Annotated in this window: 15 protein-coding genes; 9 read left to right on the top strand and 6 right to left on the bottom strand. The window is 69.2% G+C overall.

Features of this window, described 5'->3' with window-relative positions; genetic code table 11:
- Positions 1 to 14 precede the first annotated feature (14 nt).
- Complete coding sequence (locus tag V4U86_RS12630) at positions 15 to 665, top strand: TetR/AcrR family transcriptional regulator (protein WP_395311537.1); 651 nt, start codon at positions 15 to 17, stop codon at positions 663 to 665.
- Here the strand turns inward: V4U86_RS12630 and V4U86_RS12625 are convergent.
- Complete coding sequence (locus V4U86_RS12625; RefSeq protein ID WP_395311536.1) at positions 656 to 2,095, bottom strand: APC family permease; 1,440 nt, start codon at positions 2,093 to 2,095, stop codon at positions 656 to 658. The two genes, V4U86_RS12630 and V4U86_RS12625, sit on opposite strands and share 10 nt — an antisense overlap.
- 172 nt (positions 2,096 to 2,267) lie before the next feature.
- On the opposite strand from V4U86_RS12625, the gene V4U86_RS12620 reads away from it, so the two are divergent.
- Positions 2,268 to 3,020, top strand: a complete 753-nt coding sequence (locus V4U86_RS12620) for a MetQ/NlpA family ABC transporter substrate-binding protein (protein ID WP_395311535.1) — start codon at positions 2,268 to 2,270, stop codon at positions 3,018 to 3,020.
- Positions 3,021 to 3,081: 61 nt separating this feature from the next.
- On the top strand, positions 3,082 to 3,654 hold the full coding sequence (locus V4U86_RS12615) for a winged helix-turn-helix domain-containing protein (RefSeq protein ID WP_395311534.1): 573 nt from the start codon (positions 3,082 to 3,084) through the stop codon (positions 3,652 to 3,654).
- 4 nt (positions 3,655 to 3,658) lie between these two features.
- Here V4U86_RS12615 and V4U86_RS12610 read toward each other — a convergent pair whose 3' ends face one another.
- Positions 3,659 to 4,054 (bottom strand): hypothetical protein, encoded by a 396-nt coding sequence (locus tag V4U86_RS12610; RefSeq protein WP_395311533.1) that lies wholly within the window; start codon positions 4,052 to 4,054, stop codon positions 3,659 to 3,661.
- Between the two features lie 56 nt (positions 4,055 to 4,110).
- Positions 4,111 to 5,217: a glycosyltransferase gene (locus tag V4U86_RS12605; RefSeq protein ID WP_395311532.1), complete on the bottom strand. Its 1,107-nt coding sequence runs from the start codon at positions 5,215 to 5,217 to the stop codon at positions 4,111 to 4,113.
- 136 nt (positions 5,218 to 5,353) lie between these two features.
- On the opposite strand from V4U86_RS12605, the gene V4U86_RS12600 reads away from it, so the two are divergent.
- On the top strand, positions 5,354 to 6,280 hold the full coding sequence (locus tag V4U86_RS12600) for an SDR family oxidoreductase (protein WP_395311531.1): 927 nt from the start codon (positions 5,354 to 5,356) through the stop codon (positions 6,278 to 6,280).
- Between the two features lie 6 nt (positions 6,281 to 6,286).
- Here V4U86_RS12600 and V4U86_RS12595 read toward each other — a convergent pair whose 3' ends face one another.
- Positions 6,287 to 7,204, bottom strand: coding sequence for a dienelactone hydrolase family protein (locus tag V4U86_RS12595; protein ID WP_395311530.1), 918 nt, complete (start codon positions 7,202 to 7,204; stop codon positions 6,287 to 6,289).
- Between the two features lie 104 nt (positions 7,205 to 7,308).
- On the opposite strand from V4U86_RS12595, the gene V4U86_RS12590 reads away from it, so the two are divergent.
- The 5 genes from V4U86_RS12590 (at position 7,309) to V4U86_RS12570 (ending at position 12,364) form a co-directional block, all read left to right on the top strand.
- Entirely contained in the window at positions 7,309 to 9,096 is a 1,788-nt protein-coding gene (locus tag V4U86_RS12590; protein ID WP_395311529.1) for an N-acyl-D-amino-acid deacylase family protein, read from the top strand.
- Positions 9,086 to 9,529, top strand: a complete 444-nt coding sequence (locus V4U86_RS12585; protein ID WP_395311528.1) for a nuclear transport factor 2 family protein — start codon at positions 9,086 to 9,088, stop codon at positions 9,527 to 9,529. Before V4U86_RS12590 ends, V4U86_RS12585 begins: the two co-directional genes overlap by 11 nt.
- A gap of 43 nt (positions 9,530 to 9,572) precedes the next feature.
- Positions 9,573 to 10,916: a cytochrome P450 gene (locus tag V4U86_RS12580; RefSeq protein WP_395311527.1), complete on the top strand. Its 1,344-nt coding sequence runs from the start codon at positions 9,573 to 9,575 to the stop codon at positions 10,914 to 10,916.
- A gap of 86 nt (positions 10,917 to 11,002) precedes the next feature.
- On the top strand, positions 11,003 to 11,509 hold the full coding sequence (locus V4U86_RS12575) for a protein disulfide oxidoreductase (protein WP_395311526.1): 507 nt from the start codon (positions 11,003 to 11,005) through the stop codon (positions 11,507 to 11,509).
- Positions 11,510 to 12,364, top strand: a complete 855-nt coding sequence (locus V4U86_RS12570) for a cytochrome c biogenesis CcdA family protein (protein WP_395311525.1) — start codon at positions 11,510 to 11,512, stop codon at positions 12,362 to 12,364.
- Here the strand turns inward: V4U86_RS12570 and V4U86_RS12565 are convergent.
- A complete protein-coding gene (locus V4U86_RS12565; protein ID WP_395311524.1) occupies positions 12,333 to 12,770 on the bottom strand; it encodes a hypothetical protein in 438 nt (145 codons plus the stop codon). The genes V4U86_RS12570 and V4U86_RS12565 overlap by 32 nt on opposite strands.
- A 10-nt stretch (positions 12,771 to 12,780) precedes the next feature.
- Positions 12,781 to 13,263: a carboxymuconolactone decarboxylase family protein gene (locus V4U86_RS12560; protein WP_395311523.1), complete on the bottom strand. Its 483-nt coding sequence runs from the start codon at positions 13,261 to 13,263 to the stop codon at positions 12,781 to 12,783.
- Positions 13,264 to 13,270: the final 7 nt, after the last annotated feature.

The raw sequence follows: 13,270 nt of genomic DNA, 5'->3' as shown, positions 1-13,270 counted from the left end.
GCGTGAGGTAAAAAGTGGACCCCGTCAAGCGTGATTACCACTCCACACTGCGCGCCGGCCAGGCCCGGCAGACGCGGCGCGCCATCGTCGCCGCAGCTACCGAGGTGTTCCTCGAGCACGGATTCGCGCGCGCCACCATCGATGCCGTTGCGGCGGCCGCCGCGGTGAGCCGCAAGACGGTATTCACCTCGGTGGGCGGCAAGCTCGAACTGCTCAAGACCGCCCTGGACTGGGCCATCACCGGTGACGACCAGGAGACGGCCCTCGCCGAGCGGGAAGAACTGGCCACGGCCCTCGCCCAGGACGACCCGGCAGACCTGCTGGACGGCTGGGTGAACGTCCTGGTCGACGTCGATCTGCGGGCCGGCCGACTGTTCCGGGCGTTGGAGGTCGCCGCGGATGCCGACGAGTCCGCCGCCGATCTGCTTCGCGCCTACGAGCAGCAGCGGTTGGACGGTGCCCGCACGGTCATCGCACGGTTGGCCGAACTGGGAGCCCTGACCGACCGGATACGCCGGTCCGATGCCATCGACATCGCCTGGCTCGCAGGCGATCCCGCGCTTTTCGCCCGGTTGGTCGGCACCCGCCGATGGTCACACCGGCGGTTCCGGCAGTGGTTGACCGAGCAGACCGGCGCACAACTGTTACGGGAGGCTCAGGACTGAACCCGCTTCCCCGGGCCGACCCGTGCCCCGACGACCGCGCCCGCGACGAACGCCGCGGCGAGCAGACTCACGATGACCCAGGCCAGCACGCTGGACCCGCCCACCAGGTCACGGAGATTGGACAGGATGAGCGTCAGCGCGGCCAGCAGACCGAACAGGCCGGCCGCAGGGGCGATCCGCACCCGCCACACCGAGTGACCACGCCGGTCCCGGGCGAAGAACACCAGCACCGCCACGCTCGTCGCGATCATCAGGACGACGACGCCGACCGTCGTCGCGCCGGCGAACCAGGTGTAGAACTGCCCGGCCGGGTCGAGGCCGAACAGCACCGCGAGCAACACACTGACCGCCACGAACCCGGAGATCCACAACGAGGCCCGGTGCGGTGAGCCATGTTCGGGGTGCGGGCGGCTCAGCGACTCCGGCAGGACGTTGCGCTGCGACAGCGCGAACACGTAGCGCGACACCACATTGTGGAAGGCCAGGATGCAGGCGAACAGGCTGGTGAAGTACAACACGGTGATCAGGTCGGCGCCGAACACCCCGATGTAGCGCGCGGCGGTGTCCCCGAGGAAGGTGCCCCCTTCGTCGGTGGCTTGGGCGACCGCGGCCTCGTCGCCCCAGGCCGAGATGAGCGCCCAGCTGGTCACCGTGTAGAACACGCCGATCAGCACCAGAGCCAGATATGTCGCGCGCGGGATCGTCCGTTCCGGGTCCCGTGCCTCGTCGCGGAAGATCGCGGTGACCTCGAAGCCGACGTAGCTGATGATGGCGAAAAGCAGTCCGATGCCCAAAGATCCGGAGAACACCGCATCGGGAGTGACGATTCCCGCGGACAGGCCGTGATCTCCCCCGCGCGCGACGATCACCGCGTCGAGCACCGCGACGATGGCGATCTCCGCGGTGAGCAGCACGGCCAGCACCTTGCTGGACAATTCGATGTTCCGGTACCCGAGATAGGTGGTGACCACGAAAGCGGCGGCGGCGAACAACCACCAGGGCAGCGTGGGCCCACCGAGCAACTCGACAACACCGGTACCGGCCGGGCCGATCAGTCCGTACACGCCGGCCTCGATCGCGACGTAGGTGACGACGGCGACGAACGCGATGCCGATGCCGGTCGGGAAACCCAGCGACTGCCGGACATACGAGAAGAAGGCGCCCGCCTCCGTGACGAACGGGGTCATCGCGGTGAACCCGACACTGAACAACAGCAGGATCAACGTGGCGATGACGAACGTCGCCGGGAAGCCGGCACCGTTGCCCGATGCCAGCCCCAACGGCACCACCCCGCCGATCACGCCGAGCGGTGCGGCAGCGGCCACCACCATGAACACGATCGATGCCACTCCGAGGCTGCCGCGCAGCTTGCGTGTCGGTTGGTCCGGTGAACTATTCAGTGGCTCAGGTACAGTCGTGATTTCAGACATGGGATGACCGTTCTTCCTGCCGAACCGGGACATTGCTTTTCGCAGACCGTAGGTCGGACACCGGTAACCGAACAGAGCTGCGGTCACCGTGCGTTAAAAGCCGTAACATTCCGTCACATTCGGTGCCGGCGTGCGCGTTGCGGTCAGCCGTGACATCGGTACCCTTCGGGTCATGACGAGCAGTGTGCGGTCGGTCAGCACGAAAGGCCTACGGCCCCTTCGGGTCGGCGCCACCCCCGTGCCGCACGCCGAGATCCTGGAACATGTCCGCCCCGGTCTGGCCTCGCTGGGAATCGATCTGCAGGTGATCGTCTTCGAGAGTTTCGACGAGCCCAACGAATGGCTGAACGCCGGACGGTTGCACGCCAACTACTTCCAGTACCTGCCGTTCCTGCAGGAGTTCAACCGGAGTCACGGCGCGGCACTGGTCCCGGTGGTTCCCGTGCACATCGAGCCCTTCGGGCTCTACTCCGCCCGGGTGTCCGAACTCGCGGCCCTGCCCGAGTACGCGGAAGTGGCGCTGCCGTCGGATCCGGTGAACGTCGACCGCTCGCTGCGGATGCTGGACCGGCTCGGGATGATCGGGTGCGCGCCCGTGCCGGGGCAACTGGCCGGCACCGCCGACATCCGGGCCAACCCGCGCAGGTTGGTGTTCAAGGAGCTGACCAGTTGGACGCTGAACTCGGCCCTCGACGACTTCGACGCGGTGTTCCTGTTCGGACCACAGGCCATGGACCGCAACGTGCGCACTCATGCCGCACTGCACTGCGACAAGGACAACCCGACCTACGCCGAGTACCTGGTGACCACTCCCGCCGGTCGTGACGACCGCGATATCGGCGCGCTGGCCGATCTGCTGACCGGGGACGCAACCCGGCGGTTCATCGAGACCACGTACGCCGGCCAGGTGACGCCCGCCTTCTGAATTGCACTCACGTCGCGGGAAACATTGGCCCGGTGTACCTCCGGTGCGGCATCATGGCGCGATGTACCAAGCAGGCCTGCCCCGGGCCACCGACTCCGCGCCTGCGGTGCAAGTGGTTCTGGTCTTCGATGTGCCGGCCGGGTTCACCGAGTTACCGGCACGCACCGCGCAGCTGGCCGACGAATTCGGCCGGGTGATCGCCGACACCGTGCCGGGCGTGCGGGTACGCCCCGCGGTCATCACCGCGGCCCGCCACGCTGCGACACCGGACCGCGTGCCGGTCGCGGAGCCGTTCGACGGGCTGTTGATCGACCGGGCCGGCCGGGAGGTCCGGGCCGGAGGGGCCCCGGTACGGCTGAGCTACCTGGAGTTCGAACTGCTGTGCTTCCTGGCCGACCATCAGCACCAGCCGGTGTCCCGTGCTCAGCTGATGCGCGAGGTGTGGGCCGGCACCGCGGGTGCGGACGACGCGGACCTGTCCGGCCGCACCGTCGACACCCACATCCGCAGGCTGCGGGTCAAACTCGGTGCGTACGCCGTGGTCATCACCACGATCAGGGGGCGCGGCTACCGCTTCGATCCGGGGCCGGGGGTGCGCTACCTACCCGCCGCGGCGGATCGCCGGCACGCCTGAGTCATCAGAGCGTGGCGGTGACCGGACCAGCGGCGCGGCAGAACGCGACCGCCGGGCTGCCCGAATTCGCACAGCTGCGGCCGGTGGCGACATAGGTGGCCCCGGGCACATACGGGCTCAGGGTCACCCGCGCGGTCGCGGGACCGCCGGCCTCCTCGCACATCGGCGCCAGCGGGCTGCCCACCCGTTGCAGGCAGGCGACCTGCAACTGCGGCTCTGCGCGGTTGCACGCCCCCGGGGAAACGGAGGCCGACACCATCGCGGTGCCGGACACGTCGATCAGCTGGGGTGCCGATACGGTCGTGGCACAGCCGGGCTCCGCAGGCGCCGCGACGGCGGGACCCGAGCCGTACAGCGCGCCGATCATCACGATCGGCAGGACCAGTCCGGGTGCTTTCATGTCCGGAATCGTATGGCACCTTGTCACCGCGCAGGTCGACCCGGCGTTTTTCGCCGTCAGCGCCCGCCCAACACATGGAGCATTCCCGCGGCGGTCCGTGGCCAGGTGAACTGCTCGGCGCGCAGCCGGGCAGCGGTCCGGCGGCGCTTCTCCGGCAGGCTGATCAGCGAGCCGACCGCCCGGGCGATCGCGGCCGGGTCGTTGTCGGCGGTGGCGCCACTGTCGGCGGTCAGGATCTCGGCCAGCGCCGACGTCCGAGAGGCCACCGCCGGGGTGCCGCACGCCAAGGCTTCCAGCGCCGCCAGGCCGAATGTCTCGTGCGGCCCGGGTGCCAACGCGACATCCGCGGACGCCAGGATGCCGGCCACGGTGTCACGGCAACCGATGAAACCGGTGAAGTGGACCGGCAGGCCCGCCGCCTGGCGTTGCAGCCGAGGTCGCAACGGCCCCTCACCGACCACCACCAGTCGGGCGTCGATACCCGAATCGCGCAGGGCGCCAACGGTATCGATGCTGCGGTGGGCGTGTTTCTCCACCGACAGGCGGCCACAGTGCACGAGCAGGGTCTGGCCGGGCTGGGCCCAGCGCCTGCGCAGCTGTGTGCTGTGGTGGCGCGGATGGAACTGGTCGAGGTCGACGCCGAGCGGGACGGTCACCACATTGTCCGCCCCGACGCGGTCGAATTCCTGTCGGGCGAAGTCCGTCGTGCACACCACCGCGTCATAGTTGTCGGCGGTGCGCCGGTTGGCGATGTCGGCGACCGCACGGGCCGCACGCGGCGGCAGGACCTGCCCCACGAGCCGGTCCAACCGTTCGTGGGAGATCATCACGGTGGCGACGCCGTTGCGCCGGCCCCATGACCCCAGCGAGCGCAGGGTCAGCCGATCGGAAACCTCGATGGCGTCGGGTTCCAGCGTCTCCAGGAGGGTGACGACGGGCCTGGGCAGAACCGCTCGATAACCGCCGGTGAAAGGGATCAGCCGGGCGGGTAACGCCATCCGGGTGACACCCGATTCGAGAAGGTGCCGCGAGGCCTGACGGCCGGGCACCACCAGGACGACCTCGTGGCCGGCGGCGCTGTATTCGGCGCCGAGGCGGTCGACGGCGGTGCGCAGCCCTCCGGAGCGCGGGCCGTAGAAGTTCGCCACCTGGACCACCCGCATGCTGCCATCACAGCGCGATCCCGTGTGCGCAGGGACACGGCCGGTCGACGGGCGTCTTAACTGCCGGTGAACGTGTGCCGGGCGCCTTCGTGTTGGAACACCCACGAACCGACACATCCGCGCGTACGTTGCGTCCATGGGGATTTCAGTGGGCCCCCACGCGCTACGCGGCCGGGTCGCGGTGGTGGCCGGTGCGACCCGCGGCGCGGGCCGCGGCATCGCCGCAGGGCTCGCCGAGGCCGGGGCCACTGTGATCTGCACCGGCCGCAGCAGCGTGAACGGATCCGGTGGTTCGGACTACGACCGGCCGGAAACCATCGAAGAGACTGCGGCACTGGTGAATACGTTGGGTGGATGCGGGGTCGCCGTCCAGGTCGATCACCTGGTGCCCGGACAGGTCCGCGCGCTGGCCGACCGGCTGCGGGCGGACTACGGCGCGATCGACATCCTGGTCAACGACATCTGGGGCGCGGAGATACTGAAGGGCCCGCCCTCGACCTGGGGACGCCCGATGTGGGAGCACGATCTCGATGCCGGCCTGCGGATCATCGATCTCGGGGTGCGCACCCACCTGATCACTGCACACTGCCTGTTACCGCTGATGATCACCCGCCCCGGTGGGCTGCTGGTCGAGATCACAGATGGAACAGCCGAATACAACGCCGAGACGTTTCGACTCTCGGTGTTCTATGACCTCGCCAAGACGGCAGACAACCGGCTCGCCTTCGGCTTCGGGCACGAACTGCGCCGGGTCGGCGCCACCGCCGTCGCCGTCAGCCCGGGCTGGCTGCGTTCGGAGATGATGCTGGACAACTACGGCGTCACCGAGGACAACTGGCGCGCCGCGCTGCGCGCCGGCCGCGACGACGGATATCCCAGCGCGCCGCCGGGATTCGCCGAATCGGAGACGCCCCGATTCGTCGGCCGGGGCGTGGCCGCGATCGCCGCCGACGCGCACCGCGCCCGATGGAATCAGCGGTCGGTCACCTCGGTCGCACTCGCCAGGGAGTACGGCTTCACCGACACCGACGGATCCTGCCCCGACGGGTGGGCTGCCGGCTGAACCCGGTCAGCCGACGTGCGTCGCGAGCCAGCCCAGCATCCGTTGCCAGGCATCGGCAGCCGCGCGGGGGTCGTAACGGTCGCCGGTGTCGTTGAAGAACGCGTGGTTGGCGCCGGGCTCGGTGACCAGCTCGTGCACCAGACCGGCCCGCTGCAGTGCCGCCCGGGCGGTCGGCTCGGTCGCGTTCACGCGCTGGTCGAGCTCGCCGTAGAAGCCCAGCACCGCGACGTCCTTGCTGCCGGCGAAATCCGGATCGTCGGGGGTCGGCCCGTAGAAAGGCACGGCCGCGGCCAACTCGGGTACACCCGCATCCAGCAGCCGCCACGCCAACCCGCCGCCCATGCAGAAGCCGACGACCGCCGCCTTCGCTCCGGGTGTGCGTGCCCGGACCTCGCTGATGCCCGACCGAAGATCGGCGACCATGTCCGCGGGCGCGCGGTTGCCCAGCGCGGCCGTGGCCTCGGCGGGATCGGCGAACGTGGCGGTGCCGCCGTCCGCGGACAGCAGGTCGATCGCCAGACTCGAATACCCGACGCCGGCCAGCCGGCCGGCGACCGACCGCACCCAGTCGTTGAGTCCCTTGTTCTCGTGGATCACCAGGATGGCGCCGCGCGGCTGGGCCGCCACGGCCCAGGCGCCCTGCAACTGGCCGCTCGGCCCGGCCCAGGTCACCGGCGCGGTCGGCACGGCGGTGTCCATGCCCGGCGGCGCTGTGTCGAGGGCCGGCGGGGGCGGTGCATCGGTCTCCGCCGGGCTCGCCGTGGAATCCGGGGTGCTCTTGCCACAGGCCGCGATGACCGCCGCGGCCGCCGTCGTCCCCAGGCCAAGTAACGCCAGCCGGCGCAGCGCTTCGCGCCGGGACAGCAGCCCGTCGGCATGGTCGGTGGCGATCTCTTCGGCGATGTAGCGCTGCAAGGGCGTCACGGCCTCAGTATGTGCCGGTCCGCCGCCCAGATCGAGTAGACACCTTTTTCGATCTGTTCACGATTTCCGTTGACACCCGTGCACGGCGCTGCTCTGATGGCTGAGTGACCTACGACACAATCATTCGGGGCGGCCGCTGGTTCGACGGCACCGGCGCACCGTCCACGGTCCGCGATATCGGCATCCGGGATGGCCACGTCGCCTCGATCAGCGCCGGCTCACTCGACGGCAGCGGGTGCCCGCAGATCCTGGACGCCCACGGCAAATGGGTACTGCCGGGCCTGCTCGACATCCACACCCACTACGACATCGAAGTGCTCGGCCTGCCGTCACTGCCCGAGTCGCTGCGCCACGGGGTCACCACGGTCATGCTCGGCTCCTGTTCGCTTTCCACCGTGCACGTCGACGGCGAGGATGCCGGTGATCTGTTCGGTCGGGTCGAGGCCATCCCCCGGCAGTTCGTGATCGACGCTGTCGACCGGCACAAGACCTGGACCGGCGCCGAGCAGTACGTGCAGGCATTGGACTCGTTGCCGTTGGGCCCCAACGTCGCGGCGTTCATCGGCCACTCCGACATCCGCACCAAGGTGATGGGCCTGGATCGCGCCACCCGCACACGGCAGCGTCCCACCCGCGGCGAGCAGGCCGAGATGGAACGGATGCTGGCCGAGGCGCTCGACGCGGGGTTCGTCGGAATGTCCTCACAGCAGCTGCTTTTCGACAAGATCGACGGCGACGTGTGCCGGTCCCGGACGTTACCCTCGACCTACGCCGGCCCCCGCGAACTGCGCCGGCTGAAATCGCTGCTGCGACGCTCGGGCCGGGTCCTGCAATCCGGACCGGACATCGCGAATCCGCTCAACCTCGGTTCTCAGCTCGCCCAGTCCCTGGGCGTTTTCCGCAATCCCCTCAAGACCAGCCTGCTCTCGGCCGCCGACATCAAGGCCAACCCGTACGCGGTCAAGGTGCTCGGCCCGGTGGCCCGGCTGATCAACGCACTGGGCGGCAACTTCCGCTGGCAGCATCTGCCGGTGCCGTTCGAGGTGTACGCCGACGGCATCGATCTGGTGGTGTTCGAGGAGTTCGGCGCCGGGGCCGCCGCACTGCACCTGCGCGATGAGGTGGAGCGCAACGAGCTGCTGCGGGATGAGGTGTACCGCAGGCGGTTCCGTGAGGATTACGAGAACCGGGCCGGTGTCCGGGTCTGGCAGCGCGACTTCCACGATGCCGAGATCGTCGGTTGCCCGGATGCCACGGTGGTCGGCAAGTCCTTCGGACAGGTCGCCCTGGACCGCGGCCTGCACCCGGTGGATGCGTTCCTGGACCTGGTGCTGGCATACGGTCGTGATCTGCGTTGGCGCACCACGATTTCCAACCACCGTCCCGAGGTTCTCAAGAAGCTGGCCCGCGATCCGGGTATCCAACTCGGATTCTCCGACGCCGGTGCGCATCTGCGGAACATGGCGTTCTACAACATGGGGTTGCGCCTGCTCCGACACGTGCGCGATGCGCAGCGGGCCGGCAAGCCGTTCATGACGATCGAGCATGCGGTGCACCGGCTGACCGGTGAACTCGCCGACTGGTATCGCCTCGACGCCGGGCACCTGCGCGTCGGGGACCGCGCCGATGTCGTGATCGTCGACCCGGAACGGCTCGATCATTCCCTGGAGGCCTACCACGAAGAACCGGTCGACTGTTACGGCGGACTGTCCCGAATGGTCAACCGCAACGACGACGCCGTCAACGCGGTGTTCGTGGGTGGGCGGGCGGTGTTCCTGGACGGCCGGCCCACCGATGCGCTCGGCAGGCAGCGCACCGGACGCTTCCTGAGGGCCGCCCATCGCTCCCCCGCATTATCCTCGGGCACAGGCGAATTGGCTCATGTCAACTGAGCAGACGGTTCTCGGCATGTGGCGTGCGCTCTCGGCACGCGACTGGGACCGGGTGAAGACCTACCTCGCGCCGGACTGCATCTACGCCGATATGCCGCTCGGCCCCGCCGCCGCCGCCCGCGGACCCGAAGACATCGTCAAACGCCTCAAGGTCGGGCTGGAACCGTTGGCGGGCTATGAGAATCACGACGGTGTACTGGTCATCGACGGCGCCGACGCCATGTACGAACACTCCGAGACCTGGACCTGGACCACCGGAGAGACCGCCGTCCTACCGTTCGTCACGGTGCACAGACTCGTCGACGGCAAGATCACCCTCTGGAAGGATTATTGGGACATGGGCTCGATGACCCGTCTCGCGCCGCCGAACTGGATCGCGGACTTCGCGACGGCCGACATGTCCTGGGTGTACGACGCGACCGGGCAGATCTGACGGGTCGGGCGCACGGCGGCGCGCATCCGCCTATGGTCGGGTGATGAGCACCTCCGCACTGCCGCCCGGGCCGCCGCTGCCGGCCACGGTGCAGGGCGTGCTGATGATGAACTTCTGGGCCCAGTATGTCTCCGCGTGCCGGCGCCGCTACGGCGATGTGTTCACGCTGCGGGTCTCCACCGTCGGCACCATGGTCTATCTGGCCGATCCGGCGGATATCAAGACGGTGTTCGGCGGTGATCCGTCGGTCTACCACGCCGGCGAGGCTAACGCCATGCTCACCGGCCTGCTGGGCCCGAGTTCGGTGTTGGTGATCGACGGCGATGTGCATCGCGACCGGCGCCGGCTGATGCTCGCGCCGTTCGGCCGGGAGGCGGTCGCCCGCCAGACCGCAGTGATGGCCGAGATCGCCGCGGACAGCGTCGCCGGCTGGCCGGTCGGCACCGAGTTCGCGGTGGCACCCTGGATGTCGGCGATCACGCTGGAGGTCATCCTGCGGACGGTCATCGGCACCACCGACGGTGACCGGCTGGCGCGGCTGCGTGCGGTGATGCCGAGACTGCTCAGCCTCGGCGCGTGGAACTCGCTGCCGGTGGCGGTCCCCCGGTTACAGCGATTCCGACCGTGGCGCGGGTTCCGGGACCGATTGGACGAGGCCGACCGCCTGCTGTACGCCGAGATCACCGAGCGCAGGGCCGATCCGGGCCTCGACGACCGTCCCGACGCACTGTCGATGATGGTGCGCTCGGGCATGTCCGACACCGAACTACGCGACCAACTCATGACCCTGCTGGTCGCCGGGCACGACACGACCGCGACCGGGCTGTCCTGGGCGTTGGAGCTGCTGACCAGACATCCCGCGATCCTGGAGAAGGCCACCCATGCGGCACGCACCGGTGGCCCGGACGCCGACGACTACCTCGACGCGGTGTGCAAGGAGGTGCTGCGGATCCGGCCGGTGGTCTTCGATGTCGGCCGTGTGCTGACCGAGCCCACCGAGGTCGCCGGCCATCTGTTGCCTGCCGGGGTGATGGTGGCCCCCGGTATCGGGTTGGTACACGCCGACGCCGCCCGGTACCCGCACCCCGACCGTTTCGACCCGGACCGGATGCTGGGTGCGACGTTGGGCCCGACCACCTATCTCCCGTTCGGCGGCGGTAACCGGCGTTGTCTGGGCGCGAACTTCGCCCAGGTCGAAATGGCCGTGGTGCTGCGCGAGGTGCTGCGCCGGGTGGATCTGGCCACCACCACCGCACCGGGGGAACGCCAGCGGATCAAGGGCGTCATCCTGGTGCCGCACCGCGGTGCCCGCATCCGGGTCCGGGCCGTGCGCGACGCACCGACGCCGGGCCGGGCGTCCTGCCCACACCTCGACGCCGGCCGATGATCGAACCGGGTGCCGAACGGGTACGTAGTAACGGCTGAGGCCCGACTCATCCAGTCCGCGGGCCCGGTTCGAACCGGAGGTCCCCCATGAGATTCCCGACTACCCGACGACTGCGCTCGTTGGCCCTGAGCCTGGCCACCGCGGCCCTGCTGTTCGGTCTGGTCAGCGCCCCCACCGCCCTGGCCGACGACCGCCTCGATTTCACCGGCACCACGCTGTCGGGTGCACCGTTCGACGGCGCCGGCCTGCAGGGCAAGCCCGCGGTGCTGTGGTTCTGGACGCCGTGGTGCCCGTTCTGCAATCAGGAGGCACCCAACGTCAGCAAGGTGGCCGCGGCCAACCCGGACGTGACGTTCGTCGGGGTGGCCGCCCGCGCCGACCTGCCCGCCATGCAGAACTTCGTGGCGCGCTACAACCTGGGCTTCACCAACCTCGACGACGCCGACGGATCGATCTGGGCACGGTTCAACGTGCCGTGGCAGCCGGCGTACCTGTTCGTGCGTGCCGATGGCACCTCGACCTTCGTGAACAACCCGACGTCGGCGATGTCGGAACAGGACCTGGCGAATCGGGTCGCCGCACTCACCGCCTAGATGGACGGCGATCTGCTCGGTCTTGCGTTCGGGGCCGGGCTGATCGCCGCGGTCAACCCGTGCGGGTTCGCCATGCTGCCCGGCTATCTGAGCCTGGTCGTGCAGGCAGACGCCGGTAGCGGACGGGCGGTGTGGCGAGCCCTGGGCGCCACCGCCGCGATGACCCTGGGTGTGGTGGGGGTGTTCGCCGCGTTCGGGGCATTGACCGCCTCGGTCGCGTCGACGGTGCAGAAGTACGTGCCGTTCGCCACCGTGCTGATCGGAGTCATCCTGGTGCTGCTCGGCGGTTGGTTGCTGCTCGGCAGGACGCTGTCGCTACCGGTGCGTGCGGGGTCGCGTTGGGCGCCGACCGCACGGATCGGATCCATGCTCGGCTACGGACTGGGATTTGCGCTGGCCTCGCTGTCCTGCACGGTCGGTCCCTTTCTGGCGGTGACCGCGAGTGCGGCCCGGGCACCGTCCTGGCGTGACACTGCGCTGGTCTATCTGGCCTACGCGGGCGGTTTCGCGCTGATCGTCGGGGCGCTGGCCGTCTCCACCGCCTTCGCCAGTTCCGCGCTGCTGGACCGGATCCGTCGAATCCTGCCCTATGTCAACAGGATCAGCGGAGCGCTGCTCGTCGCGGTCGGCGTGTACGTGACCTACTACGGCGTCTACGAGATACGGCTGTTCCACGCCGGCGGCGACCCGGCCGACCCGGTCGTCGGTGCGGCCGGACGGCTGCAGGGCGCGATCGCCGGCTGGGTCTACGACCACGGCGGGTGGCCCTGGCTGGCACTGCTGCTGGCCGTGCTGGTGGTGTCGGCCGCTGTCGCAATAGGTTTCAGCCGGCGAGCAAAACGGTCCCGGCCGTGATCAGCGCGATCACCTTGACCAACTCCAGGCCGACGTAGCCGAAGTGAGCTTGGGAGCGCGGCAGATTCTCGGCGTCCGGTCCGGCCGCCAACACGGCGTCGGAGCGCTTGGTCAGCGCCGGACGGACGGCCAGCAGTTGCACGGCCAAGGCCACCGCCGCGACCGTGAAGGCGATGAGCACCGCCGGGCCGGCGCCGGTCGCCGCCAGGGCGACGCCGATGACGAGCGCCAGCACCACCTCGACGCCATTGACGGCGCGGAACACCAGCCGGCCGATGCCCAGACCGATCGGCAACGTCACGCCGGGCGCGCGGAATTTCAGCGGCGCCTCGATGAACGAGATGGCCAGCACGATGCCGAGCCAGAGGAAGATCAGCGCGACCGCGAGCGCCGCAGTCGTGCTCACCGGGCTCCGATCACAGTGTGATCCTGCAGGATTGGCCGATGTCGAGGGTGCGCAGCATCCGACCCATACCCAGCCACATGGCACACGACAGCGCCAGGTCGGTCAGCAGTTCCTCGCTGAACTCCGCCCGGCAGCGTTCCCAGAAGTCCTCGTCGTCGCGCAGCCCGGTGTGGTCACCGGCGAAGCGCTCGGCGAACTCCGCCGCGATGCGTTCGGCGGGGCTGTAGCCCGGCCAGGTCCGCCACTGCGCGGCATGATCGTAGAGGTCCTCGTCGACCCCCGCCTCGATGCCCGCGGAGTCACGGGTGTTCTGGCAGACCACACATTCGTTGTCCAGGGCGATGACCATCCGGGCCAGTTCCCGGACCCGCATGGGCAGCCGGTTCTTGTTGTAGACGGCGTGGGTGAAACCCGCCATGGCGACACCGATGTCGGGTGACTTGGTCACCCAGGCCGCGGCATCGTCGTCTGCGAAATCTCCGATTCGGCTCATGTCCGGA

It is taken from the genome of Mycobacterium sp. AMU20-3851, assembly GCF_043974665.1.
Classification (GTDB): domain Bacteria; phylum Actinomycetota; class Actinomycetes; order Mycobacteriales; family Mycobacteriaceae; genus Mycobacterium.
The sequence above is the reverse complement of the archived record's forward strand: the minus strand, read 5'-3'. Positions and strand labels throughout refer to the sequence as shown.

Coding starts and splice junctions, on each gene's coding strand:
- V4U86_RS12625 (WP_395311536.1), bottom strand. CDS start 2,095: ATGTCTGAAATCACGACTGTACCTGAGCCACTGAATAGTTCACCGGAC.
- V4U86_RS12620 (WP_395311535.1), top strand. CDS start 2,268: ATGACGAGCAGTGTGCGGTCGGTCAGCACGAAAGGCCTACGGCCCCTT.
- V4U86_RS12615 (WP_395311534.1), top strand. CDS start 3,082: ATGTACCAAGCAGGCCTGCCCCGGGCCACCGACTCCGCGCCTGCGGTG.
- V4U86_RS12610 (WP_395311533.1), bottom strand. CDS start 4,054: ATGAAAGCACCCGGACTGGTCCTGCCGATCGTGATGATCGGCGCGCTG.
- V4U86_RS12605 (WP_395311532.1), bottom strand. CDS start 5,217: ATGCGGGTGGTCCAGGTGGCGAACTTCTACGGCCCGCGCTCCGGAGGG.
- V4U86_RS12600 (WP_395311531.1), top strand. CDS start 5,354: ATGGGGATTTCAGTGGGCCCCCACGCGCTACGCGGCCGGGTCGCGGTG.
- V4U86_RS12585 (WP_395311528.1), top strand. CDS start 9,086: ATGTCAACTGAGCAGACGGTTCTCGGCATGTGGCGTGCGCTCTCGGCA.
- V4U86_RS12580 (WP_395311527.1), top strand. CDS start 9,573: ATGAGCACCTCCGCACTGCCGCCCGGGCCGCCGCTGCCGGCCACGGTG.
- V4U86_RS12575 (WP_395311526.1), top strand. CDS start 11,003: ATGAGATTCCCGACTACCCGACGACTGCGCTCGTTGGCCCTGAGCCTG.
- V4U86_RS12570 (WP_395311525.1), top strand. CDS start 11,510: ATGGACGGCGATCTGCTCGGTCTTGCGTTCGGGGCCGGGCTGATCGCC.
- V4U86_RS12560 (WP_395311523.1), bottom strand. CDS start 13,263: ATGAGCCGAATCGGAGATTTCGCAGACGACGATGCCGCGGCCTGGGTG.